Here is a 25,755-nt window from a genome sequence, read left to right on the forward strand (position 1 = left end):
CCCCTTTCTAGTAGCCTAGTTTTTTCGCTTTTTCGACAACGTCTTCGATTCGGCCGACACTGCGGAATGCTTCTTCAGGAAGATCATCGTATTTACCTTCAAGAATCTCACGGAAGCCTTTGACAGTTTCTTCAACTGGTACATAAGAACCTGGAAGACCTGTGAATTGTTCAGCTACATTGAAGTTTTGTGATAAGAAGAATTGGATTCGACGAGCGCGTGAAACCAATATTTTTTCTTGATCTGATAATTCATCCATCCCTAAAATAGCGATGATGTCTTGCAATTCACGGTAACGTTGTAATACATGTTGTACTTCAGTCGCTACTTTGTAGTGTTCTTCTCCTACGATTTCAGGAGATAACGCACTTGATGAAGAAGCAAGTGGGTCAACGGCTGGATAGATCCCTTGTTCGGTCAATTTACGTTCCAAGTTTGTCGTTGCATCTAAATGGGCAAATGTCGTTGCTGGCGCTGGGTCAGTATAGTCATCCGCTGGCACGTAGATTGCTTGGATCGAAGTGATCGAACCTTTTTTCGTTGAAGTGATCCGTTCTTGGAGTTGTCCCATTTCAGTCGCTAAGGTTGGTTGATAACCAACCGCTGATGGCATACGTCCTAGTAAGGCAGATACTTCCGAACCTGCTTGGGTGAAACGGAAAATATTATCAATAAATAAGAGCACGTCTTGTCCTTCGACATCACGGAAATATTCCGCAATCGTCAATCCAGTTAGTGCGACACGCATACGAGCACCTGGTGGCTCATTCATTTGTCCAAACACCATCGCTGTTTTTTCGATTACGCCTGAATCTTTCATTTCGTAATACAGATCGTTTCCTTCACGGGTACGTTCACCAACACCGGTAAACACTGAGATTCCCCCATGTTCTTGGGCGATATTATGGATCAATTCTTGGATCAGTACGGTTTTACCAACACCGGCACCTCCAAACAATCCAACTTTCCCACCTTTTAAATAAGGTGCTAATAAGTCAATGACTTTGATCCCAGTTTCAAGAATCTCTGTACTTGTGCTTAATTCATCAAAATTTGGTGCTTTCTTGTGGATCTCGCTTCTTTGGGCATCCTCTGGAAATGGTGCTTCCAAATCGATTGTTTCACCTAACACGTTGAACACACGACCTAATGTTTCTGTTCCAACTGGTACAGAGATCGCTTTACTTGTGTCGATGACTTCCATTCCACGTTGTAGTCCATCCGTCGATTCCATTGCGATCGTACGGATCACACCGTCACCTAATTCTAATGCTGCTTCAAGAACAACTTTTGATTTTTGCTCATCATTTTTATAAACAACTAATGCGTTGTTGATATCTGGTAAGGATTGGTCTAAAGAAAATTCCACGTCGACAACGGGACCGATTACTTGAACAATCTTGCCTGAACTCATCTTTTTTCCTCCAATCTCCTTGCTATTCTAGTGCCGATGCTCCGGCAACAATTTCGGTAATTTCTTGGGTGATCGCCCCTTGTCTTGCACGGTTATAAGAAACCGTCAAATCATCGATGATGTTCGCAGCATTATCTGTTGCGGTTTTCATTGCAGTCATTCCCGCGGCATGTTCTGCCGTTTTCGCATCGACGATCGCACCATAAATCAAACTTTCGGCATATTGCGGCAACAGTTGAGTCAAGATTTCTTCTTTTGAAGGTTCAAAAATATATTCTTGCTCAAAGCTTTTCGCTTCTCCCGGATCTAAATCTGAAATAGGTAACATTTTTTCTACACGAAATTGACTAGTCAATGAATTGATATGATGGTTATAACATACATACAATTCGTCAAATACTTCATTTTGATACATGGTCGTTGCCATGTTCACGATTTTACGAACCTCATCAAAGCTAGGTTGATCAGACAAATTGCGCAGTTCATACGCTAAGTTGATGTCACGAGCTTTAAAGAAATCCGCTCCGGTACCACCAATGGCGATCATGACATATTCATCTGGTGATTGATGGTCTTCTTCCAAGATGGACATGGTTTGTTTCAATATGGAACTATTGTAGCCACCGACTAACCCACCATCAGCTGTGATCACGATATAACCGGTTTTTTTAACTGGTCGACTGATCAGCATACTATTATAATTGACATCTCCTCTTGGATTAGCCGAAGCAATGTCAGTTAATTGTGTTGCTGTTAAATGCGTAACGATTTCTCTCACCTTATTGGCATAAATCTGGAACTTCTGTGAAGAAGCTTCAGATTTTGTCAATTTAGAGGCTGAGACCATTTGCATGGCACGAGTGATTTGGCTCGTCTTTTTCGTTGACGCGATTCGTGTCTTGATTTCATTTAATGAAGCGCCCATTCATCTCACCTCACTATGCATTTTGAATGGATTTCAATTTGTCTTCTGTTGAAGAATTATTTCCTTTTGTTGCCATAAAGATATCTTTGTACTCTTGAATTGCTTGGTTCAACGCTTCTTCTTCAGGAAGATCTTTCGTTGTACGGATCGTTTCAAAGAGATCTGCATGATTTGTCTCAAGATATTCAAATAACTCATGTTCAAAATCTAAAATGCTATCTACAGGGATACTGTCTAAGTAACCGTGTGTCAATGCATATAAGATGACTACTTGTTTTTCCACTGCAAGAGGTGCATGTAATTTTTGCTTCAAGATTTCTACTGTACGACGACCACGATTCAATTTCGCTTGTGTCGCCGCATCTAAATCAGAGCCAAATTGAGTAAATGCTTCTAATTCACGGTAACTTGCTAAGTCTAGACGCAATGTTCCGGCAACTTTTTTCATTGCTTTGATCTGTGCTGAACCACCAACACGAGAAACTGATAACCCTGCATCTACGGCTGGACGAGTTCCTGCATAGAACAAATCACTTTCTAAGAAGATTTGTCCATCAGTGATCGAAATGACGTTTGTTGGAATATAAGCAGAGATATCCCCAGCTTGTGTTTCAACAAATGGTAAAGCAGTCATTGACCCTCCACCTAGATCATCACTTAATTTTGCTGCACGTTCTAACAAACGTGAGTGCAAGTAGAAAACATCCCCTGGATAGGCTTCGCGGCCTGGTGGTCGACGAAGTAATAAAGAAAGCTCACGATAGGCAACAGCTTGTTTAGATAGATCATCAAAAATGATCAATACATGTTTGCCGTTATACATGAATTCTTCACCCATAGCTGTTCCAGCATAAGGTGCGATGTATAGCAATGGTGCAGGTTGAGAAGCGCCCGCATTGACTACGATCGTATAATCCATTGCGCCATATTTTTTCAATGTTTCTACTTGTGTACGTACCGTTGAATCTTTTTGTCCAATAGCTACATAGATACAAATCATATCTTGACCTTTTTGGTTGATGATTGTATCGATTGCAATCGATGTTTTCCCTGTTTTACGGTCACCGATGACTAATTCACGTTGTCCACGTCCGATCGGAACTAACGCATCGATCGCTTTCAACCCTGTTTGCATTGGTTCGTTGACTGATTTACGTTGCATAACACCAGGTGCCATCGCTTCAACTGGACGTGTTTTGTCCGTCACGATTTCTCCTAGCCCATCAATGGGTTGTCCTAAAGGATTGACGACACGTCCGATCATTGCGTCCCCTACAGGTACTTCCATGATCTTTCCTGTGCGTTTTACTTTATCCCCTTCACGAATGGATTCAAAATCACCTAAGATAATGATTCCGACATCATTTGATTCCAAGTTTTGTGCCATACCATATGAACCGTTCGAAAATTCAAGTAGTTCACCACTCATGGCATTTTCAAGTCCATGCGCACGTGCGATTCCGTCACCAACATAAGTGACTGTACCGATTTCTTCGACTGAAAGCACGTTTTCATAATGTTCAATTTGTTCTTTAATCAAGGCACTAATTTCTTCTGCTTTGATAGCCATTCGATTCACCTACCTCTTTGTACTATCTATTTAATTGATTACGCAATTTTTCCAACTGCGTCCGAATGCTTCCGTCGATCACTTGATGATCTGCTTCTACAATTGCCCCACCAATGATCGTAGAATCAACTTGTTGCTTCAATTCGACCGTTTGATAGTTCATTGTTTTAGCGACATTTTCTTCAAGTCTAGTCAATTGTTCCGCTGAAAGTGGGACTGCTGTAGTCACACTTCCCAGTAACAAACCATTATTTTCATTGTAACGATGTTCATATTCGTCGATCATCAAAGGTAGATCGTTCATCCGATTGTACATGAACACGACTTCTAAAAAGTTTTTTACGATTCCTTGATAACCACTGACTAATTTGTCCATGATCAATCGCTTTTCATGAGGTTCCAACCGAACATCACTAAGGATACTCCCTAATTCAGGAACATCAGCATAGATTTTACGTAGACTAAGAAGTTCTTGGTAAATTTCTTCTGTATTATTTGAATCGATCGCCAGTTCAAATAATGCTTTTCCGTAACGTCTACCTACTGTATATTTATCTAGTTTCATTTGACGAACCTAGACCTTCGATATATTGATTGATTAAAGATTCGTGCATTTCTGGAGATAATTCTTTATTCAAGATTTTTTCCGCGATTTGAAGAGAAAGTTCAGCTACATCGTCTTTGACTGAGTTCAATGCCGTATCACGTTCCATCGTGATATCCGATTGAGCTTTACTTTTTAGACGAGCAACTTCTTCTTGCGTCTCCTTCAAAATATTTTGGCGGCTTAATTCTCCACTTTCTTTCGCATGTTTGATGATATCCGCAGCATCAGAGCGAGAAGCCAACAACTGTTGCTCACGTTCTTGTTCTAATTTTGCTGATTTGATGCGAGATTGTTCTGCAGAATCTAAATCATTGGCGATCTTATCTTCACGTTTTTTCAAAATATCGCTGATCGGTCCCCACGCAAAGTGTTTTAATAGGACCATTAATATCAAAAATGAGCCGCTGACAACGATGATATTACCTAACATCGGATTGCCAACTTCTGCAATTGCCAATTGATTCAGCATAGGTTAGCCTTCCTTTCTCTGAGAATCCAGTTTTCTTAGATCGCGTATTTAATAAAATAGTAGATAGCTTTTTTGACTATCGCGCAACCTCAGCATTTTTATTACACACCAAAAACTAGGATCAAGGCGATAACAACACCTAGAATAGGAACGGCTTCGACTAAGGCTACCCCGATGAACATCGTTGTACGTAATTGACCTGACATTTCAGGTTGGCGTGCCATTGATTCGATTGTTTTAGAAATTACTTGACCATTACCGTAACCAGCTCCGATAGCTGCCCCTAAGATTGCGATTGCTGCTGCGATATAATTCATAATTTACTTCCTCCTAAAATAGTTTAAATAGTAATTAAATCTAGTTATTTTACTCTTCTACTTCGATTTTGTGACTCATATATACCATTGATAAAGTGACAAAGACAAATGCTTGGATGCTTCCGATAAATAATGAGAACGCGATCCAAACCATCTCTAACGGAATTGCTAAAGGCAATGAGAACCAGCCTAAGCTTGTCATCATTTTTGCGATTAAGGTTAGCAATACTTCTCCCGCATAAATATTCCCATAAAGACGTAAAGCAAGTGTTAACAAGTTTGTGAACTCTTCGATCACCTTCATTGGAAACATAAAACTATAAGGTTTTAGGAACGAGTTGACAAAGTAACCTTTGAAGCCGAGCTTCTTCACCCCGAATAGATGAGTAAGTGTGATCATAATAAATGCCAATGTTAAAGTTACAAACGGGTCTGCTGTCGGACTTTTCCAAAGTGTCGTTTCGCTAGGTAAGACGATTTTTGTAACTAAACCGATATTGTTCGCAACAAAAACAAAGAGAAACAAGGTAAATGCCAATAAATGAAAATTATTCAATTCTTTTCTAGGCACATTATCTGTAACGATCCCTCGTGTAAAATCAATGACCCATTCAAGTGCATTTTGCTTCCCAGTTGGCTTCATCTTTAGATTTCTTGTAAAGAAGTAAACTAAAAAGAAAACGATCAAACAAGTTAACAACACCATCAAACAAACAGTCCCATCAAACCAAACCGGTCCAATGTGGAACGTTAGCGAGCGTTCATCCAATCCATTTCACCTCTTTTCCCCGAATTTCACATAAAATCAATTTCATGTGTGTATCTGGTTTTTCTTTATCGGTTTCTAACCAAACGGTATCATACCACCACGAAATAGAAATTTCAAAGTATTTTCATGAAAATTAGACACTTTTTTATTTCAGTCTAAAAATCATCAAAAACATGGATGATATGATGCCAGGAAACTCAGAAAAAACCTGTGATAATCATGTTTCATCAGATTAAATGCTAACAAATTTTATCATTAAGTAAATCTAAAAGCACCGAATATGCGAAAAAGGATAATGAAATTATCTAGAGAAATTTTTTAATGTACGATCAATTTGTCGATCCACATCTTTTCGCTTCAGATCTTCTCGCTTATCATACGATTTTTTCCCTTTGGCCAATCCGATCAAGACTTTCGCATAGCCATCTCGGATATAGACTTTCAAAGGAACAATCGTGATTCCGGTATTTTTTGTTTCATTCAATAAACGCGCAATTTGCTTTTTATGCAATAACAATTTTCTAGTTCTTAGTGGATCATGATTAAAGATATTCCCTTGTTCATAAGGGCTGACATGGACATTATGCAAAAAAGCTTCGCCGTTTCTCACACGAACAAATCCATCTTTTAAGTTGATACGACTATTGCGAATAGATTTGATCTCTGTACCTTGTAAAACCATTCCTGCTTCCATTGTGTCGATGATCGAATAATCATGGCGAGCTTTTTTATTTTGCGCAATCAGTTTTCCCTCGCCTTTTGGCATTGGACATTCCCCCAATTCATTTTCATTTTATATTTATTTTTTCTTTTTCTTCTTGGTGACGCCTTTGTAAAAAGGTTTTTTCCCTTTTTTCCCTTTTTCTTTTTTTGGACCATATTTACTATCGGCTTTCTTCGGACGTTTTTTCTTGTCCGTTTGCCGTCCATTTGAATGTTTTGAAGAACCTTTATTGGCTTCTTTTCTTCTTCCTTTTGGCGCTTCCAACGGTGCCAATTCCTCTGCGGAGACTAATTCGAAATCAACCGCTCGCTCCGTAGGATCAGCCTTGACTACTTTTACTCGAACTTTTTGTCCGATCTTGAAAGTTAATCCTGTCCGCTCACCAACGAGCGCTAGATGGTTTTCAATGTAGTGGAAGTAATCTTGTTTCAATTCATTGATATGGATCAAACCTTCTACTGTATTTGGAAGTTCGATGAATAACCCGAATTTCACCACAGAGCTGATGATCCCATCAAATTCTTCTCCCACTTTATCCATCATAAACTCGGCTTTCTTCATTGAGTCCACTTCACGTTCTGTTTCAACTGCACGTCGCTCCATTTTCGAGCTATGATCGGCAATATCAGGCAGTGCATTTTCCCAATGCGTCTGATTGCTTTCACTTGGATCTTGACCATATGAACGAATCAAACGATGCACGATCAAGTCTGGATAACGACGGATCGGTGACGTGAAATGTGTATAGTACTCTGCTGCTAATCCGTAATGACCAAAATTATCCTCAGAATAGCGTGCTTGTTGCATACTTCTTAACAACATGGTATTGATCACTGCTGACTCCGGTTTTTCTTCAACATCTTCGATCACTTTTTGTAAGTCCTTAGGTGTGATCGTGCCCTTCGTTCCTTTGACTAAAATCCCTAAAGCAGATGCAAAATCAAAGAATCGTTGCATTTTCTCTTCTTTTGGTTGCTCATGGATACGATAAATAAAAGGGAAATTCGCACGTGAATAATGTTCTGCCACCGTTTCATTGGCTGCTAACATAAAGGATTCAATCAAACGTTCTCCTACACCACGACTCCGCAAGAGGATATCTTGAGGGTGACCGTCTGGATCAACCATGATTTTGGCTTCCCGATCTTCAAAAGAGATCGCACCACGACGAATACGCATCGTCTCTAAGATCTCATGCAACTCACCCATCGCTTGAAACATAGGAACCAATGGTTCATAGCGAGCCATAGTTTCTTCGTCTTGCTCTTCTAAGATCTGATTGACTGCTGTATAAGTCATTCGCTCTGTTGTTTGGATCACACTTGGAAAAATCTCATGAGAAATGATTTTCCCTGTTGGGTCGATCTCCATTTCACAACTCATCGTTAAACGAGGAACCTTAGGATTCAGCGAACAAATACCATTTGATAAACGTTGCGGGATCATCGGAATCACACGATCAGTCAAATACACACTTGTTCCACGTTCATAGGCTTCACGATCTAATTGACTGCCTTCTGTCACATAATATGAAACATCGGCAATGTGGACGCCTAAAAAGTAATTCCCATTATCTAACTTTCTAACTGTGACTGCATCATCTAAATCTTTGGCATCTTCGCCATCGATCGTCACGATCAATTGGTCACGTAAATCCCTGCGACCAATCAAATCTTTGTCACTGATACTATCTGGTACAGCATCTGCTTCGCTTAATACATCATCCGGAAACTGGGTCGGTATTCCATTGGCTACGACAATCGATAAAATATCCATCCCAGGATCATTCTTATGACCAATGACTTGTTTGATGATTCCTTCTAAACTCGTTGCATAGCTTTTTTCTGGATAATGGGTCAATTCGATCAGCACGATACTTCCATCTACTGGACGGACACCTTCTGCTGCGGCGTACACTTTGAATTGATTCATTTTTTTATCTTTTGGAATGACTACTCCATAAAGATCCGTTTCTGCCATTTCATCTTCTGTATAAGCGATGAACTCTCCGGCAATTTGTGTGGTTGCGCGTTGACGAATCTCAACGACCTTTCCTTCGGCTCCACGATCCGAAAAGGCATCCGCCGTTTTGACGATATCGATTGCAACAGTATCCCCGTCCATCGCATAGCCAGTCGCTTCTTTAGGGATATACACATCATCTTCTTCAGGATCGATCGTGACAAACCCAAATCCTCGCTCATTTGCGCGGAACGTTCCTTCAATCAAAATAGGCTGAAGTGGCAGTTTGATTTTTCCTTTTTTGGTAAATACGATACTTTGTTCTCTTTCCATCTGTGCGATGGTTTGCACTAGTAATTTAAAATCTTCGCTTTTTTGAAAGCCAAGACCTTCAGCGATTTCTTCCATCGAAAAACTTTTCTTGCGACTGCTTTCAATAAAGAAAATGATTTTTTCTTTTAATGTTTCTTTTGTCATTATTATTCCTCATTCCAAGGTAAGTTCTCTAGAAAATCCAATACATCCTTTTCAAACGCTTTTCTTGCTATTCCTACTGTGATCACATGCTTACTTTCTGGATACCAGTGTAAGGAAATGTCAGTTTGCGTAAGTTTTTTTGCTGTCTCGTAGACACCATAAGGATCAATCATTTCATCTTGACCCGCTTGAGCCATGAATACTGGTTTTTGGATATCTGATAACTTACTTTCTGTTATTGCTGCTTGCTCTTGAATATCTATTAATTGTTGCTGTACTCGTGGCCGAAAGCTTTCGACTTTTTGTTCGATCATCGACTCCGATTCACCGGCAATTTTCAAGACCTGGCGTACATAATTCTCAAAATTCTCCGGCACATGATTTTCTACTGGAGAAATTGGCGAACAAAAAAATCCGCCTCCTATCATCGGAAATTCTGATAATGCTCGAACGGCAAAAATGCCACCCATCGACAATCCTAATACGGCGATGTCAGAAAATCCTTCATCGTTGAGAAACTTGATCGCTTGTTTCGTGTCTTGCCACCACGTCTCAGCGTCCTGTTCTAAGATCTCATTTGGAGCAAGCGTGCCATGTCCTGTAAACATTGGGGCATAGACCGAATAGTTTGATTTCTCTAAAAAACGGGCTAACATCCGTACATCATTTGGACTACCTGAATACGCATGCAATAAGAGGATTGCACGCTTCCCATGTTTTTCATAAATAGGTTGTGGTAGACTTTTCATTTTATTCACCTCATTAGCCTTATTTTACCATAGTTAGCAAATACCTTCTTATATAACGGTTCTTTTTCTATTCAACAAAAAAGGTCTGGGAGCATTTCGTTTCCCAGACCTTCTATTTTTTTGAACAATCGATGAACCATCCGTGTATCCTCAAAATCTGAATGAAGCAAATGATCACTTCTGATCATTAGTTTCGAACGATTTATTTAGAAGATAAAAATGCAAGTACGAACAACAGAATCATCCATACAGCGCCCATAACAGCTGTCGAGCGTTGCATTACTGCTTCAAATCCACGTGCTTTTTGCTTTCCGAATAATTGATCTGCGCCACCTGTAAATGCACTTGCTGCACTATTTTGTTTGCTTGGTTGCATCATGATCGCAATGACCATCATAATCGAGATGACAATGACGATCCCTAAAATAATATTATACATCAAACAGCCTCCTTTCTCAAAATATCGTCCTTCTAACTTTATCACATAACACGTCTTGTGACAACAGTGTTTCATAAGATGGGCGATGTTTTAAAGAACATTTCTAGGCTTTTTTACATCGATTTTTTTGCAGGTTCTGTGACAAACGATCCACCTGTATCCTCCTCTAAAATCAATGCTTTTTTGCTAACCATTAACGCTTATTTCCGCCAAACATCATGATATTCAGCTTTTCTCTCAAACTCCGCTTTTGCGTAGGGGCATAACGGAATAACTTTTCTGCCAGTACGTCTGGCTACTTCCACTCCTGTAGCAACCAATTTTTCTGCTAATTTCTGTCCACGAAATGCAGGATCAACAAATGTATGATCAATGATCATAATATCAGGACCAGCATCAGACCACGTCATTTCTCCTATTTCATTTTGTTCATCGTCCAATAACACTAAGCGATTCTTTTCTTCTTTGATTTCCATCATTTCACTCTCCCAACCCTAAAATAACGAACAGTTTCTTTATTCAATTTGATTTTACCAGTCCTATTTTTTTCAAACAATCATTTGTACTTATAGACCCACTCTTTGCTCAATGAATGAAAAAATCACTGTCCAGTAGGTCTCTGGATCTTTACTGACTGCTTCTAAATGTTCTGCTCCAGGCACTAGCAGTAAGGCTTTATCTCCTGCCGTTGCATTTTGGATCGTATAAGCTGCTTCCATCGGAACAAAATGATCATGTTCACCATGGATGATCAGAACGGGTAAATGATTGCTCCCTAACTGTCTCGTTGCTGATGCCTGTTTCAAAGAATAGCCTGCATATTTTTGTGCGTAACGATTCGCATGTCGCATAATGATTTTTTTGGGAAAAACTGTCAATTTGCTTAACATATAACGAAATTCTGAATAAACGGATACAAAGCCACTATCAAGGACCAAGCCTTTGACAGCACTCGGCAACTTCTCGCCACTAGCCATCATGATCGTAGAAGCCCCCATTGAGCCTCCATGTAAGATGATCTTAGCCTCTGGCTCTCGTTGCAAGATCTCATTGATCCAGAGTATCAGATCTAATCGATCCAACCACCCCATCCCAATGATCTCCCCTTCACTTTCCCCATGGGCACGCAAATCAGGGATCAAGACATTGAATCCTTTTTCTGCATACTTTTTCCCGATATAAGACGTGTCTTTTTTTCCTGTGCTGCGATAGTCATGGACACAGACTACCCATTTACCTTTGTTCGAATAAGTAGAGAATATCCTCCCCTTCAATTTTAACCCCTCTTGACTTTTAGTCATAATGGGTTCTCCTTGTTGCCAAAAATCTTCTGCTAGATCTTCTAAACGTTGGCGTTGCTCTTCGACTGTCGTCAAAGAGGCAGGGTCCATGAGTTGATGACCTGTCTCTTCATACCAAGCATAACCACGTTGTAATCCAGTTTTGATCAACTTCTTTGCGTACAGATAAGCAATAAAATGATAACTACCGATCATTAATAACATAATTAATAAACTATAAAAAACAATCACTTGCATCCCACACTTTCTACTTGGTGATTGAAACAAAAATTCAAGTATGCTAAATGGTGCTCTAGCATTCTCCTACGTATTTCAACGTTCATTTCTATTGTACCACGTTCTACCAAAGAGGCAGACAGTGAACCATTGACCAGCTGTAATTTTAAACACCTTATTCCTTACAAACGATCTTCTCTTCCTACTTCTAACACTCATAAGAGATAATGAATTTTTTGCATAACATTTACATTCTTCATAAAAATAAGTATACTAATGCCGTGCATTGGAATCAAGGGTTGACCCCTTGGACTGGTTCGGAAACTTCCCAGGATAAAAAACTAAGTGTCTCTAAAGAAAGGAGATTGGAAATAATGCGAAAAGTTATTATTGATTGCGATCCCGGTATCGATGATACATTAGCGCTATTGTTTGCATTAAAATCACCAGAAATCGAAGTTGTCGCAATCACCACCGTTTGTGGGAACGTCCCCGTACATTTGGGAACTGAAAATGTCATCCGTTGTTTGGAACGTTGTGACCGTTTAGACATCCCTGTCTATCAAGGTTCTGCAACACCACTCAACACGCCATTTATCAGCGCTCAAGATACTCACGGCATGGACGGTCTAGGGGAAACGAACTTCCCATTAGTAACAGACAAGCAAGCCGAAACGATCCACGCTGTTGATTTTTTAGCGAGTTATTTTGCTGAACAAAAAGATACTTCAGTGATTGCTTTAGGGCCGCTAACAAATGTCGCTTCTGCTTTACAAAAGAATCCACAAATAGGAAAGCACATGGATCGATTTGTTTCGATGGGCGGCACGTATAAAAGCCACGGCAATTGTTCACCAGTAGCAGAATACAATTACTGGTGTGACCCTGATGCCGCAGCTTATGTATTTGAACATCTTGGTCAAATGATCGAGATGGTCGGTTTAGACGTGACACGAGAAATCGTCTTTACACCAACGATCCTAGAATATTGTTGCCAACTTTCGCCCGAAGAAGGCAACTATTTAAAAGCAATCACACGCTTTTACTTTGACTTTCATTGGCAGCAAGAACGCGTCCTAGGTTGTGTCATCAATGACCCTTTGGCAGTTGCATATTTCATCGATGAACAACTGTGCCAAGGATTCACTAGCTATACTGCTGTTGAAACACAAGGCATCAGCCGCGGACAAACCTTGGTTGATCGTTATGATTTTTGGCAGAAAAAACCAAACAGTCTAATCATGACAGATGTCGACACCTCTCTTTTTTTCCGGAAGTTTTTAGCCGTTCTTTTACATGCACAAGAAGAATTGATAAAAAATGATCTGGAAAGATTAAAGATAGGATGAAAAAAGATGACACAAAAGAAAATCACGACAAGAATGATCACAATCATGGCACTAAGTATCGGAATCAACTTTCTCGGTGGAACGATTGCTTTATGGCTCCGTTTACCGATTTATCTTGATTCGATCGGTACGATTTTTGCAGGTGCCTTACTTGGACCAATTCCTGGGATTTTGACAGGATTGAGTAGTAGCTTACTTAGTGGCGTGACGATGGATATGTTCTCTTTGTATTATTCCCCGATACAAATCATCACTGGGTTATTAGCGGGGTTGATTTTACCACAGAAATTACAGGCGCAAGGTTTGAAGAGTAAACTTTCATTATTCGCATGGACGTTTGTCCTTTCAGCGCCTGGAACCATACTATCCTCGATCATCACGATCCAATTATTTGGTGGTATCACTTCATCAGGTTCAAGTACCATTGTCCAACTTCTTTATGGATTAGGACTAAACCAAGCTGTAAGTGTCACGATTGTTCAAGCAGCGACAGATTATTTAGATCGGCTACTATCGGTCCTTGTCGTTTCACTCGTTGTGTTGAAATTACCAAACCAAGTAGTGGCAAAGACAAGAAATCGTTGATGCGTATTTGTACTATAGCTAATCACTAAATGCAAAAACCCGAACGTCGAATCAATTTCTCTCATCTCTATGAGAAGGAATGATCCATCGTTCGGGTATTGTTTGTTATCCAAAAGTTTTTGTCTCTTATTTGACTGAAAGAGACTTTCCTAAATCCAGTATGCTATCGTTCCATCAACAAGGCACTATCCTGGACTTTAATATTTTTTTCTCGATCTTTATACGTAATTGGTCGGATCACTTTACATGGATTTCCCGCAGCAATCACATTTTCTGGTATATCTTTTGTTACGACACTTCCTGCCCCAATGATGCTATTTGCACCAATCGTTACCCCTTGAAGAACATGGACTCCCGCTCCTAACCAAACTTTATCGCCAATATGGATTGGCTTCGCATAAACGACATGATCAGCACGTTCAAATGGATCTTCTGCATGATTGGCTGCATACAAACCAACTCTCGGCCCTACATAAACATCATTTCCGATCGTCACCTCATGACAATCAAGAATGATCATATCATGGTTCAAATAAACATTATTTCCTATAGAAATGTTGAATCCAAACTCACATTGAAAATTCGACTCGATATAGACATTCTCACCCATTGAAGCGAATAGCGCCCGTAAAATGGGGTATTTATAATGATTTTCTGAATTCACGAGAAAATTATATCTCCTGCATTGTCTCAAGGCATGATTTCGTGCGTGTACTACTTTAGAGTCCATATCATCGTATGGCAACCCTGTATTGGTTATCTGTTTCACATCATCTTCGCTCATCTTTATCCCCCTATTATCTTATTTGATTACATGTATTATAACAGAGAGTCTATTTTCTATAAGGAAGAGAGATTTGTGAAAGATCGTGACTGTTTTTTTCTAGTAATTGGTTTCGTGAATTCGCTCTATCTCTTTTCGATAGGATCTTGTTAATTCTTGCTCTTTTTCTTCTAATTGTCGTTCATAGTTTTGAGCCGTATGGATCAGGTTACGATCTATTGCCTCCATTTGATGATAGAATTGTCGGTTATCCCAATGATCATTCTTCGACAAATACATGATTTTTTGTACCAATTGACCTGTTTCTTTCCTAAAGTTTACTAACTGATGATCGATTTCTTCTTGTTGACGGTGTATCTGACGTTTGTTTTCATTAAATCGCTCCTCTAAATCTTGTAGTTTACGTTGTTTCTCTACTGTCCCCATTCTTTATCCCCTTTTCACAGGTGTGAGCAATGTTGGTTGTTTCATTTGTTTGACATACTGTTCTGCTGCAACGGCACTTTCCCCTTCTAAAGCGCCTTTCAAAGTAGATGGTAAGACACTATTCGTTTGTTGATACATTCCTTCTGAGATCTCTTTAAAGGATTCGATCGAAGTTAACTTGGCCTGAGCAATACGACTTTCCTTTGCCAGAATCAGCGCTTGTATGGCTACTCGTTCCCGTTCCTTTTGCTCTTGTCCAAGTCTTTCTAGAAATTCTTGCAATTCTCTATCTTCCATGGATAAACTCCTTTCACTTGTTTTTGAACAAAATATTTCCTGCCTGTCTGTCATACTCTGTAAGATGATTTGCTACTACCGCCAGTTTATTACTAAATTCCTCCAGCTTCTCTTTATATTGTTTCACTTTATTCGTATTTAATGAGGCTTGTCCGCTGTCCCATAAATTATTTTTTTCATATGGGGAAACCATCTCTTGTACTTCCCAATAAGTCAAATAGTTTTTGATTGCTCCCGCACCAGCCAATATTTCTTTTGATATTGCCGTAATCTCATCTTCAAATTTTTTTTGGGCATTTTTAAAGATGATCTCGTACTCTTCGCCTATATTTTTCGCCTTTTGGATGATCGATTGAACTAACTCCGATTGTAAAGTGATTTTTTTAGAACCTGAAGCATTAGAAATTCTTTTATGTAATTCGTTGACCGTCTCGTTCCATTCACTAGCAACTTTTGCTTCCGCAATAATCGTAGCGTATTCTTTTTCAAAATCTTTATACTCTCCAGATAACAATAGTTTTATGACTTCTGTAAAAGATAACCCACCTTCTGGTTTTTCTTTTACTACACGATTCAAATATTTATCGATCAAATGGGAAACCTTGATCCCCGCAGCAAAAATGTAGCCATGTTCCTTTAAATTAGCTTCCTGAAGTGTGCCATCAGGATTTATTTGAAACTGTCCAAAGTCATGGCTAGAGCCGTTTTGATCTTCCATATCAAACGTCGTGTTAAAAGATTTCGGTAGTAAATAGCGAACATTCCCGATTTCATCTACTCCAGGCTTATTTCTATTCAACATGGAAACGATATCAAAAGCATTGACGTAATAATCGATTTTCCCATCCTCTTCCAACTTCTGGATATTTTTTGTGCCTGTTCAGACATTTTATTGATACTTTCACGCGCATCAGGTCCTTGAAACAAAACCACTTTGTCGATTTTAGCAATATCTTTTTCAGGGAGATTCGCCACAGCCTGAATCGACACCATCGTTCCCAGAGAATGACCTGTGACAGGCATTGTAGCATGAGGTGCTTGTGTGGTCATTTCCGTTATCTTCTGGTGCATGGCTTGATTTGCTAATTTTGCTTGCGGAATATAAGCATTTTTTGTTGTAAATGCCTGGTTATTATGCCACCAGTCATTAAGATTCAAATTACTTGAAGAAATACCATCACTGCCTCTAGTAACAAAATAAGTATGCTTAGTCTCTATCGACAACTTAGGCGTATCCGTCACATAATAAGCATTGAATCCAGCTTTTTCATCCGTCAAGAGTCCTTGCTTATATGTGTTTTTTACATAGCTCTGTATTTCATAGCCTCCGTTTACTTTCGGCACTCGGCTGTTTCCTAACTCCTTGACTGTTTTTACGGTGGTGTCGGGTTGGAGGTAGACTGTACTTAAATCATTTCCATGAGCATCTTTTGCATTTGGGAAGTTGAAACGAATAGATTTACCTTTTTCCAAAGCTCTCTTTTCTTTTTTTGTCATGCCATTTACAAAATTATACGTAACTCCAGCATTGTTTCTTCTATTATTGTATGAACTTTGTGCTAAGTTAGCATAAACATTATATGAATTACCTAAGTTAGCCATTATTTAAATTCCTCCAATGCTTCTTCAAAATTATTTGTTGCTATCTCTTCTATTTTAGTAGGTTTTTGTAAATTATTTGGTAACACTTGAATTGCTCCAGCATCTATTTCATTATTATCAATTCCATATAATTCAATATCAACTATATACATCTTTTTGGTGAACGCTCCACTATCTTCTATCCTAAACGATTCCCAATTATATTTGACAATATTTATATTAGCTTTTGAATTTCTCTTTATAATGTACTTTGTTAATTCTTCTTCATGTTCTTTCAAAAAAGCGATTTGTTTTTCTTTTTCTGTCGGTTCCATTATTTTTTTCACTCCTAACGTGCCTAAAAGTACCAAGACAATAGTCAAACTAACTACAATAATTTTTTCCTTTTTCCTCACAAGAACTTCTCCCTTCTGTGGCTGCAACTATAGTAATCATAGTTAGCTAATTTCTTTTTTACTAGACCAAGGTTTTCGCTATGACCACAACCTGTATAAAAGCTTCGCCTAAAATCAGGATATATCTTGATTCTCTATATCAGCTGTTAAGTTCCTCATCACTTATTTGTTGTCCATAATGTAAAGTTGACATATCAGGCATATTATTTTGATTTAATTCTATATCCAGTCTGAAATCCATATGTGGATTATGGTTTACAAATCCAAAAATTTGAATTTTTTTGCCAGCCCCACTAGGAAGACTATTTCCGATAACCACTCGATTAACATTATTCCAATCATAATTAATTTCTGTTACTTTTTCACCTTTGTATTGATTAATATATTCTGTCATTTTACTTTCATGCTCTTTCAAAAAAGCAATTTGTTTCTCTCTTTCTGTTGGTTCGCTCATCTTCTTCACTTCTATCGTCATCAAAAGAACTAATAATACACCTATACTTACTAGAATCAGCCACTTTTTCTTTCCCAAATGATTATCCCTCATTCCTTACTCTTCAAATTCTCGGATACTTTTTGTGTAAGTTCTGTCAGCACATCAATACTTTCTAGTATTTTCTATTTGTACTACTCTTTACTCATCTACTTCGTTCATTATTACTATACGTAATTTTTGCCTATTTAAATTAAAATTTACTGGATAAGGCGCATATACGTCGTATACGGTTCGTTTTAGTCTTATACGATCATAGAGAAATGCTTATTTCGTCTAACCTTTTTACAGAGGGAGCAATTATGTTAAGAAAAACAAGCTTAGTAGTTGGTTCTATTGTTCTAGCAATTTTAGGTTTTAGCCCGATGCTATTATCGATCGTTCGAAAAAATAACTCCCACGTGGATATAAAATTAACCCCAAAGTATTATGAGCAGTCAGAAGAGTCTCTGTTTATTTTGGAAAATCAAAAAGAATAAAGCATTGTTTGTTTTATGGACGATACCAGACATGTCTTGGTATTGTCTTTATTGATATGGATGTGTCCTTTACTGTTTGATGTATTACATAGGCTATAATGAAGTTGACCACCTTTTTTTTAACAATAAAAAGCCAGTGTATACATAATAAAACTCACTATATTCATTACTCAAACATCATTCGGAGGTGACCCTTCATGAAAAACCAACTCGCTTTTAAATTTTTACCCAAGTTATGGACTTCTATTTTATATCTTGTGGTGATTGCTATTGGCTCATTCATGTATTTATCAAAGTATTGGAATGTTACGATTTTCACCTCTATCTATCCTGATTTTTATCTTCATATCTCAAACTTTTCAATTAGTTTGATTTTAGGTTTGATTCCATATTTTTGGTTATTGATGGGGATAAAATTCAATTATGTAGTCATCTTTTCTTTACTCTTACTCGTAGTAAATGCACTATGTGAAACTGTCTTTGGATTCATAAACACACCTGATCTTATTGATATGTGTTTTGGCTTTGTTGGTACTGGAATGTATTTCCTGACATTGTTAATCATTTATACATTCGGACTTTTACCTAATAAAGAAACCACATAATTTTTCAAAAATCATCTGACTGAAATGCAAAACGAGAATCGAAGCCTTAGCTGTCGATTCTCGTTTTCTTATATTTAAGATAAAGTATTACACTTGTGATGATCAACAGAGCAGAAAAAACAAGCAACAAACCGATCACCCAGATATTACTTCCTTGATTGACGATAATCTTGTTTGAACCACCTGTTTGCTCTATCAACCCTTCCAGCTCTTCTTTTGTATAATTAAATTTAGTTACTTTTTCTTTGCCATCAACAGTTAGGATAAACTGATATTCCCCAAACATCAATTCTGCATCACTAACTAACGGTAGATTTAGCTTTGTTTTAGTCATTGGAGTCAATGCAATTGAGCTTTCTTCAATTTCTCCTTCAGAAATGATATCCCCGTTTGGATTGATTACTTTGTACGAGCCGCTTTCCGCAAAAGTTACTGCAGGATCATTGTTGGCTATATAGTAATCAAGCCTTATCGCATCCTGTGAGCTCACAAACTCAAACTCATCATAAGTTTGTTCTTTTTCAGCCTCTATTTCATCCATCTTGAGATGAAATAGGATTACTTTCTCATAGACATGAACGATATCTACAGCATCTTCATGACTTTCTTCACTTAATGTCTGAGAGAAATTCACCCCACCTAAAACTTCTCCATCAAGTTCCTCAGTCACATTGATCAAAATTGCTATCGTTTCACTTTGTTTCGCTTCAACTTTGATTTTCCCGTCTTCTAGTTCGCCATTAGCATCAGTTATCTTCACGTATTTACTAAAGTCATACTTTTCATCTAAAAGGTTTTCTGTATTTTCAACATAAGTGACACTTCCCATCGTTGATATAGCAACCGATGGATAGACAGTAACATCTAAGTCCTTGTCACCTATATTTGTAATCGTAGCAGTGAACTCATAGTTCTTATTAAGTTCTGGAGTAAACTGCAGATAGCTATCTCTGATCTCATATTCTTTGGGTTGCACATCCACTAGGATCGATGCAGTATCTTCCTCGGACGCCTCTACTGGTTGTATGTAAAAAAAACATCCCATCAATAAAACGAAAATAAGCGAACAGAAGTCAACTAACTTGTATTCTTTGGCTTGGCTATTTTTTGTCATTATTTCTCCTATTCATTTTCCTATCAAGTATCTTAAATCTCTATATTTTTTCTTGATCATTCTTATTCCTCTTTTTTCACAACAGTAGTTATCCTATCATCATACTTTGTATTTTGATTCATCAGAATGTTTCACTTTTTCCTGATCAAATTGAAAAGAATAAGTATCCTTAGAGATTTTTTTTATTATTTATATTTATTAAATTCATTACTCTAACTTTAAGATAATTCTTGCTTGGACAATCGCGTTTAAATTGTCCCAATGATCCTTATTGTGAATGTCTCTAAAAAAAGCAAAATCTTGGGACTCTTCGTGATACACAATCCCATCAGACACCAAAATATCTGCATCAGTAAAGTCAGAAGTGAAATGAATGATTTTTTTATTAAATATCGTTAGTAATTTACTTTCGATAACTGGTACATATTCCGGATGATGCAACATCGATATAGCAATAGTCACTCTTTCATTGTTTTGGATAGGCAAATAATACGAAAGGATATGTGCTAACTTGTTCGCAAATATTTGTCTATCACCAACTTGAAAATTCCTGTTTTTGACTATTCCCAATAGTAGCTGCTTCACTTCATGGATTCTACTATTGGGACTATTTTGATTAGCCACTCCTTTTAAATTCTCGAAATAAATATTTTTGTATGCCCAACTATTGATGACACTTTCATATAAAATCACATGTTCCACATCGGAATTTATCTTATATTTTTCTGATAATGTTTCGACGACATTCATAGAAAAATCAACGATTTCGTTCTGTCTATGCTCTTTGAATTTTTTGCCTAAGACTATCTTGTCCTGCTTGCTTGTCGTTTCAGGGATGAGAAGTTGTCTACAAAAATAAAAGAATGCAACTTCTTTTTCTCTATCTTCCATGTTTCGAGTTGGTATCAACTTTGTTAGCGAGTCCTCTTCATATAGTTCTTTCATATCAGCGAATAGTTCTATCGCTGTTTTGTCCAAATCTTGTATGATATACCCACGTGACACAGCATTTTCAAGTATTGAGAATAGAATGTCATGCTTTGCTTTTGTTGTCTTCAACCTCTCGTAGTGTCCACCTACTAGGTCAATATTCACTCTTGTTTGGCTATCTGCGAAAACATTATAGGCCATGATTTGTACCAGGTAATGATATGTTCTGATAGACATCTCATTGCCTTCCAAAGAAATTGATTCAAAATTACTATTAATAGTTATTGGTATTTTTTGATAATGAAAGATATCTTTCAGTCGGCTGATCAATTTATAACTATAAGACTTACTAAACATCAACTTTTCGGAAATATCGACTACACGAGTTTTTCGGTGTTTCAAGAGATAGAGCAATAATTGAAAATAAGGTGATTCATTAAAAAACTTTTTTTTCAAATTAACAAATACTTGAAGCAACAGTTCCTGATTAACACCTTCAATTAAACCAATCGTCCCCTTTTCTAGTAAAAAGAAAGATGAAAATGTAAAATTCAATTGTTCGAAGTTTTCTTCGAGTTCAACCAGTAATATTTTCGTTTGATACATCGTTAAGTTTAACCGCTCACTTAATTTATTCAATGACAAATATTTTTCTGTCACTAGAACCGTAAACAGTTGCAACATTTCGTTTTGTTTTTTTGTTAAGTAACGGCTACTAAACGTATCCATTATATATTCCATTTCTTCTACCAACCTTCATTTTTAGAGGATTCTATACTAAGAAGAATTCATTTAGTCAGAATGTTTCATTTTTTATTTTCAGCGAACTATACCGATGTCTCCTAGTTCAACTTGCATGGCTGTTGTATTGGTCTTGCCTGTACATTTTGACTTGATTACTAAGGTAGTGAAGCTTTGATCATGTATATTTGTCTTTCTACGGAATTATTATCTAAACACCTTCACTTTTTCTAATAAATTTCTATTGATTAAAATTTTCTCTGTTTGCATTACTAGATTCATAAATCTGATGGACCAACCAGCGACAGTAGAAGCTTGCAACTACGCGAAAGAATAAAAGAAGGAACACTGATCAGGCAATCAACAAGAGTAGTTTTCATTGATTGGATCAGCATTTCTTCTTTGAATATTCTATAGGACAGACGGATAGATCTACGTATTCTATATTATGATCCATCGTATTCTGTCAATCTTCGCACACTTAACTCTTTTTATCTGTCAAGCCTTTCACAACTGAAAAAAACTATTTTTTAGTCCGGAGTATTATCCCCAAGGATTATTTACTTCTTGTGCTGTCAAGATGATTTTGGCACTATCATCTCTGTTTGATCGCCATACGTAATCATTTGCATCTAAAATGACATCGAAATCTTTTTCGATCTGTACCGAACTCATTCGCATTACCTGTTGTGCTTGAAGATGTGGGTTTGAAGGTTGAATGTCTAGTCCATTTCCATATTGGTCAAGTTTTGCAAAAATATTCACAAAAACATCCTGTGATTTTGTATTATTTACTGTAGCAGTTGCTTTCAAGACCTTCGTTTGTTTACGCATATCTGAGTTTAAGTCAAAATCAGATAATTTGAAATCGACTTTGTTTGTTGTTCCTTCATTGAAAGTGATATCTAGTTTTCCATCTTGGACTTCAATCGGTATTTGTTTTTCACTGACTGTCTCGGATGCGTTTACTAAGCTTGGGTTACTACCTACTAACAACAAAGTTGATAGCATAACTGTTGTGGATACCTTTTTTTTCATTGTTGGATAGCCTCCGGAATTTAATATTTTTTTCACAAAATCAGTTTACATTAAATTCCCTCATAGGGTTTATCCGAACATTCAACTCTTTTTTTAAAAACAGGATAATCTTTCACGACGTTCTTTGCTACATGATAGAAACTTATCCGGAAAGATGGACTAGGCTCACTCCTTAACTCTATAAAAGCTCCCTATTTGTCCTTTGATCAGAGTTATTAGACCTTTTAGGCGTGATATTTCGACCAAATCCGTGTCCGGTTATCAAAAAAATTTCCATGAGAACTTATTCTCTTACATTCATCAAAAATCAACTTATTTATATTGGAAGCGAACACTATGCGGGTTTTGTTTATATGGCAACATATGGTGATGACGTCAAAAGAGTTGGTGGTTAGCTTGAGGAAGTAAGAGAAGCAAATGATAAAGAAGAAATCCTTCGGAAACGTTCGTCGTTTAGATAATCAATAGACTATAACACACTATATAATAAAAAGAAAGTCCACATAGTTGTCGATCTTCAAGTTTATAGGAGGTACATTCTTGTTCTCAATCGTCTCGTTTTCATCATCCATGATAAAGACGCGATGAATTAAGAACAGCTTGGATAAAGCTAATTAATCGATTTTGTGCCTAATAAAAATATGAGGAATGATGATCTTTATTTATATTCATAAGAATCTATGATTTGTTTTTATCATTCGTTTCTGTAAGTACTAAAAATATTTTTTCTGATTAATCATCTGCCTAAAAAAATACCCCTCTCATGTCATTGACATAAGAAGGGCATTTTTACATTCATTTAATTATTTGTTTTTTAAGTTGTAGAAAGATTTCAAACCTTTGTACTCTGCAACTTCACCAAGTTGGTCTTCGATACGTAATAATTGGTTGTATTTCGCAACACGGTCAGTACGTGATAGAGAACCTGTTTTGATTTGGCCAGCGTTTGTTGCAACTGCGATATCAGAGATTGTTGAATCTTCTGTTTCACCAGAACGATGAGAAACTACTGCAGTGTAACCAGCTTCTTTAGCCATTTCGATTGCTTCGAAAGTTTCTGTCAAAGTACCGATTTGGTTAACTTTGATAAGGATTGAGTTAGCAATTCCTTTTTCGATACCTTCAGCAAGTTTTTCAGTGTTTGTTACGAACAAGTCGTCACCCACTAATTGAACTTTGTCGCCTAGAACTTCTGTCAATTTCTTGAATCCATCCCAGTCGTTTTCGTCTAATCCATCTTCAATAGAGATGATTGGGTATTTAGATACTAATTCTTCGTAGAATTTGATCATTTCGTCAGTTGTTTTTTCGCCTTCGCCTGAATCAGCTAATACGTAAACACCTTTTTCTTTGTCGTAGAATTCTGAAGAAGCAGCGTCCATTGCAAGAACAACGTCTTTACCAGGAACATAGCCAGCTTTTTCGATTGCTTCGATGATTACTTCGAAACCTTCTTCGTTTGAACCAAGGTTAGGAGCGAATCCACCTTCATCACCAACTGAAGTTGCTAATCCACGAGATTTCAAGATTGCAGCTAATGCATGGAATACTTCCGCACCCATACGTAGTGCTTCTTTGAATGTTGGCGCGCCAACAGGCATGATCATGAATTCTTGGAAGTCGATTGAGTTATCCGCATGTGATCCACCGTTGATGATGTTCATCATTGGCGTTGGTAATACTTTTGTGTTGAATCCGCCTAGGTAGTGGTATAAAGGTACTTCTAGGTAGTCAGCAGCTGCACGAGCAACAGCGATTGAAACACCAAGAATAGCGTTCGCACCTAATTTACCTTTGTTAGGAGTTCCGTCTAAAGCGATCATTGCTTTGTCGATAGCCATTTGGTCACGTACATCGTAGCCAATGATTGCTTCAGCAATGATGTTGTTTACGTTGTCAACAGCTTTGATTACACCTTTACCGCCATAACGAGATTTGTCTCCGTCACGTAATTCAACTGCTTCGTATTCACCAGTTGAAGCACCTGAAGGAACCATTCCACGGCCGAAAGCACCGCTTTCTGTGTATACTTCTACTTCGATTGTTGGGTTACCGCGTGAGTCTAGAATCTCGCGAGCGTAAACATCAGTAATAATTGACATGTTTTGTCTCTCCTTTGAGTTTGGTTTTTTCCTAAGGGATTTCCCTCATATACGATTTTAGTTAATTTTGTGTCTTTGTGCAAACATTTCTTGCATTTTTCACAAATTTTCAATAATTATTTTACAGCATCAAGTAATGCTAAGAATGAATCCGCTTCTAAGCTAGCTCCGCCAACTAATGCGCCATCCACATTTTCTTTTGCCATATACTCAGCAATGTTCTCAGGTTTTACAGAACCACCGTATTGGATACGAACTGCTTCTGATACTTCTTTGCCGTAAAGTTTTTCAACTGTTTGACGTACCACGCCACAGATTTCGTCAGCGATTTCAGCATCTGCTGATTTACCTGTACCGATTGCCCAGATTGGTTCGTAAGCAATAACTAGATTACTTACTTGACCTTCTGTTAAGCCTTCAAGACCAGCAGTGATTTGTCCTTCGATCCACTCAGCAGTTTTGCCTGCTTCATATGTTTCTAATGACTCACCACAGCAAAGAATTGGGATCATACCGTTTGCGAAGATTGCTTTCGCTTTTTTGTTGATATCTTCGTCAGTTTCGTGGAAGTATTCACGACGCTCAGAGTGACCGATGATCACATATTGTACACCTAGATCAGCTAAAGCTGCTGGTGATGTTTCACCAGTGAATGCACCTGAGTTTTCCCAGTAAGAGTTTTGTGCAGCGATTTTCAATTCTGTACCTTCAGCTGAAGCCATTAATTCTTGTAAGAATAATGCAGGAGATCCAATCACTGAATCTACTTTATCATTTGAAGGGATCTTGTTTTTTACTGCTTCTGCAAAAGTTTTTGCTTCAGATGCAGTTTTGTTCATTTTCCAGTTACCAGCGATAATTGGTTTACGCATGATA

At 37.8% G+C, this 25,755-nt stretch carries 27 protein-coding genes, 1 pseudogene and 1 riboswitch; of the genes and pseudogenes, 4 read left to right on the plus strand and 24 right to left on the minus strand.

Annotated features, from left to right (window positions below):
* Positions 1 to 7: 7 nt before the first annotated feature.
* The 13 genes from atpD to IGJ99_RS09990 form a co-directional block, all read right to left on the minus strand.
* Positions 8 to 1,414, minus strand: a complete 1,407-nt coding sequence (gene atpD, locus IGJ99_RS09930) for a F0F1 ATP synthase subunit beta (RefSeq protein WP_010734891.1) — start codon at positions 1,412 to 1,414, stop codon at positions 8 to 10.
* A gap of 22 nt (positions 1,415 to 1,436) precedes the next feature.
* On the minus strand, positions 1,437 to 2,339 hold the full coding sequence (locus tag IGJ99_RS09935) for a F0F1 ATP synthase subunit gamma (protein ID WP_010734890.1): 903 nt from the start codon (positions 2,337 to 2,339) through the stop codon (positions 1,437 to 1,439).
* A gap of 13 nt (positions 2,340 to 2,352) precedes the next feature.
* Positions 2,353 to 3,909: a F0F1 ATP synthase subunit alpha gene (gene atpA / locus IGJ99_RS09940; RefSeq protein WP_010734889.1), complete on the minus strand. Its 1,557-nt coding sequence runs from the start codon at positions 3,907 to 3,909 to the stop codon at positions 2,353 to 2,355.
* 22 nt (positions 3,910 to 3,931) lie between these two features.
* Positions 3,932 to 4,474, minus strand: a complete 543-nt coding sequence (gene atpH, locus IGJ99_RS09945) for an ATP synthase F1 subunit delta (RefSeq protein WP_010734888.1) — start codon at positions 4,472 to 4,474, stop codon at positions 3,932 to 3,934.
* Complete coding sequence (gene atpF, locus IGJ99_RS09950; protein ID WP_010734887.1) at positions 4,461 to 4,985, minus strand: F0F1 ATP synthase subunit B; 525 nt, start codon at positions 4,983 to 4,985, stop codon at positions 4,461 to 4,463. Before atpF ends, atpH begins: the two co-directional genes overlap by 14 nt.
* A gap of 101 nt (positions 4,986 to 5,086) precedes the next feature.
* Positions 5,087 to 5,302 carry an ATP synthase F0 subunit C gene (gene atpE / locus IGJ99_RS09955; RefSeq protein ID WP_010734886.1) on the minus strand — a complete coding sequence of 72 codons (216 nt, stop codon included), beginning with the start codon at positions 5,300 to 5,302 and terminating at the stop codon, positions 5,087 to 5,089.
* A 49-nt stretch (positions 5,303 to 5,351) separates the two neighbouring features.
* Complete coding sequence (gene atpB, locus IGJ99_RS09960) at positions 5,352 to 6,071, minus strand: F0F1 ATP synthase subunit A (protein ID WP_010734885.1); 720 nt, start codon at positions 6,069 to 6,071, stop codon at positions 5,352 to 5,354.
* Positions 6,072 to 6,372: 301 nt separating this feature from the next.
* Positions 6,373 to 6,837, minus strand: coding sequence for an SsrA-binding protein SmpB (smpB, locus tag IGJ99_RS09965; RefSeq protein WP_010734884.1), 465 nt, complete (start codon positions 6,835 to 6,837; stop codon positions 6,373 to 6,375).
* A gap of 33 nt (positions 6,838 to 6,870) precedes the next feature.
* Positions 6,871 to 9,234, minus strand: coding sequence for a ribonuclease R (rnr, locus tag IGJ99_RS09970; RefSeq protein ID WP_023520038.1), 2,364 nt, complete (start codon positions 9,232 to 9,234; stop codon positions 6,871 to 6,873).
* Positions 9,235 to 9,236: 2 nt separating this feature from the next.
* Positions 9,237 to 9,983, minus strand: a complete 747-nt coding sequence (locus IGJ99_RS09975) for an alpha/beta hydrolase (protein ID WP_010734882.1) — start codon at positions 9,981 to 9,983, stop codon at positions 9,237 to 9,239.
* A 202-nt stretch (positions 9,984 to 10,185) separates the two neighbouring features.
* On the minus strand, positions 10,186 to 10,422 hold the full coding sequence (gene secG, locus IGJ99_RS09980; RefSeq protein ID WP_010734881.1) for a preprotein translocase subunit SecG: 237 nt from the start codon (positions 10,420 to 10,422) through the stop codon (positions 10,186 to 10,188).
* Between the two features lie 200 nt (positions 10,423 to 10,622).
* Positions 10,623 to 10,898, minus strand: coding sequence for a GNAT family N-acetyltransferase (locus tag IGJ99_RS09985; RefSeq protein WP_019724263.1), 276 nt, complete (start codon positions 10,896 to 10,898; stop codon positions 10,623 to 10,625).
* A gap of 90 nt (positions 10,899 to 10,988) precedes the next feature.
* Positions 10,989 to 11,954, minus strand: a complete 966-nt coding sequence (locus IGJ99_RS09990; protein WP_438770922.1) for an alpha/beta hydrolase — start codon at positions 11,952 to 11,954, stop codon at positions 10,989 to 10,991.
* Positions 11,955 to 12,245: 291 nt separating this feature from the next.
* Positions 12,246 to 12,290: riboswitch (PreQ1 riboswitch) on the plus strand.
* Positions 12,291 to 12,313: 23 nt separating this feature from the next.
* Here IGJ99_RS09990 and IGJ99_RS09995 point away from each other — a divergent pair.
* Together IGJ99_RS09995 and IGJ99_RS10000 are read left to right on the plus strand one after the other, a co-directional pair.
* The gene (locus IGJ99_RS09995; RefSeq protein ID WP_010734878.1) at positions 12,314 to 13,288 is read left to right on the plus strand and encodes a nucleoside hydrolase; all 975 of its coding nucleotides are present in this window, start codon (positions 12,314 to 12,316) and stop codon (positions 13,286 to 13,288) included.
* 6 nt (positions 13,289 to 13,294) lie between these two features.
* Positions 13,295 to 13,873 (plus strand): ECF transporter S component, encoded by a 579-nt coding sequence (locus IGJ99_RS10000; RefSeq protein WP_023520040.1) that lies wholly within the window; start codon positions 13,295 to 13,297, stop codon positions 13,871 to 13,873.
* A 163-nt stretch (positions 13,874 to 14,036) separates the two neighbouring features.
* On the opposite strand, the gene IGJ99_RS10005 is transcribed toward IGJ99_RS10000, so the two are convergent.
* From IGJ99_RS10005 to IGJ99_RS10030, 6 genes and pseudogenes are all read right to left on the minus strand, one after another.
* Complete coding sequence (locus IGJ99_RS10005) at positions 14,037 to 14,657, minus strand: sugar O-acetyltransferase (protein WP_010734876.1); 621 nt, start codon at positions 14,655 to 14,657, stop codon at positions 14,037 to 14,039.
* 99 nt (positions 14,658 to 14,756) lie between these two features.
* Complete coding sequence (locus tag IGJ99_RS10010) at positions 14,757 to 15,083, minus strand: hypothetical protein (protein ID WP_010734875.1); 327 nt, start codon at positions 15,081 to 15,083, stop codon at positions 14,757 to 14,759.
* Between the two features lie 3 nt (positions 15,084 to 15,086).
* Positions 15,087 to 15,380, minus strand: coding sequence for a hypothetical protein (locus IGJ99_RS10015; RefSeq protein ID WP_438770801.1), 294 nt, complete (start codon positions 15,378 to 15,380; stop codon positions 15,087 to 15,089).
* 13 nt (positions 15,381 to 15,393) lie between these two features.
* A pseudogene (locus IGJ99_RS10020) lies at positions 15,394 to 16,982 on the minus strand (cutinase family protein).
* Positions 16,982 to 17,377: a hypothetical protein gene (locus tag IGJ99_RS10025; RefSeq protein WP_010734872.1), complete on the minus strand. Its 396-nt coding sequence runs from the start codon at positions 17,375 to 17,377 to the stop codon at positions 16,982 to 16,984. Before IGJ99_RS10025 ends, IGJ99_RS10020 begins: the two are co-directional and overlap by 1 nt.
* A 139-nt stretch (positions 17,378 to 17,516) precedes the next feature.
* On the minus strand, positions 17,517 to 17,909 hold the full coding sequence (locus IGJ99_RS10030; protein ID WP_224434139.1) for a hypothetical protein: 393 nt from the start codon (positions 17,907 to 17,909) through the stop codon (positions 17,517 to 17,519).
* A 263-nt stretch (positions 17,910 to 18,172) separates the two neighbouring features.
* On the opposite strand from IGJ99_RS10030, the gene IGJ99_RS10035 reads away from it, so the two are divergent.
* Positions 18,173 to 18,349, plus strand: coding sequence for a hypothetical protein (locus IGJ99_RS10035; protein ID WP_010734870.1), 177 nt, complete (start codon positions 18,173 to 18,175; stop codon positions 18,347 to 18,349).
* 197 nt (positions 18,350 to 18,546) lie between these two features.
* Entirely contained in the window at positions 18,547 to 18,954 is a 408-nt protein-coding gene (locus tag IGJ99_RS10040) for a hypothetical protein (protein WP_409173510.1), read from the plus strand.
* Between the two features lie 46 nt (positions 18,955 to 19,000).
* On the opposite strand, the gene IGJ99_RS10045 is transcribed toward IGJ99_RS10040, so the two are convergent.
* From IGJ99_RS10045 to tpiA, 5 genes are all read right to left on the minus strand, one after another.
* Positions 19,001 to 20,068 (minus strand): WxL protein peptidoglycan domain-containing protein, encoded by a 1,068-nt coding sequence (locus IGJ99_RS10045; protein WP_010734868.1) that lies wholly within the window; start codon positions 20,066 to 20,068, stop codon positions 19,001 to 19,003.
* Between the two features lie 207 nt (positions 20,069 to 20,275).
* On the minus strand, positions 20,276 to 21,739 hold the full coding sequence (locus IGJ99_RS10050; RefSeq protein WP_062804889.1) for a helix-turn-helix domain-containing protein: 1,464 nt from the start codon (positions 21,737 to 21,739) through the stop codon (positions 20,276 to 20,278).
* Between the two features lie 543 nt (positions 21,740 to 22,282).
* Positions 22,283 to 22,777, minus strand: coding sequence for a hypothetical protein (locus IGJ99_RS10055; protein ID WP_010734866.1), 495 nt, complete (start codon positions 22,775 to 22,777; stop codon positions 22,283 to 22,285).
* 803 nt (positions 22,778 to 23,580) lie between these two features.
* Positions 23,581 to 24,879: a phosphopyruvate hydratase gene (eno, locus tag IGJ99_RS10060; RefSeq protein WP_010734865.1), complete on the minus strand. Its 1,299-nt coding sequence runs from the start codon at positions 24,877 to 24,879 to the stop codon at positions 23,581 to 23,583.
* A gap of 116 nt (positions 24,880 to 24,995) precedes the next feature.
* Positions 24,996 to 25,751, minus strand: coding sequence for a triose-phosphate isomerase (tpiA, locus tag IGJ99_RS10065; RefSeq protein ID WP_438748374.1), 756 nt, complete (start codon positions 25,749 to 25,751; stop codon positions 24,996 to 24,998).
* Positions 25,752 to 25,755: the final 4 nt, after the last annotated feature.

The organism is Enterococcus sp. AZ095b, assembly GCF_051714725.1.
GTDB lineage: Bacteria > Bacillota > Bacilli > Lactobacillales > Enterococcaceae > Enterococcus_B > Enterococcus_B pernyi.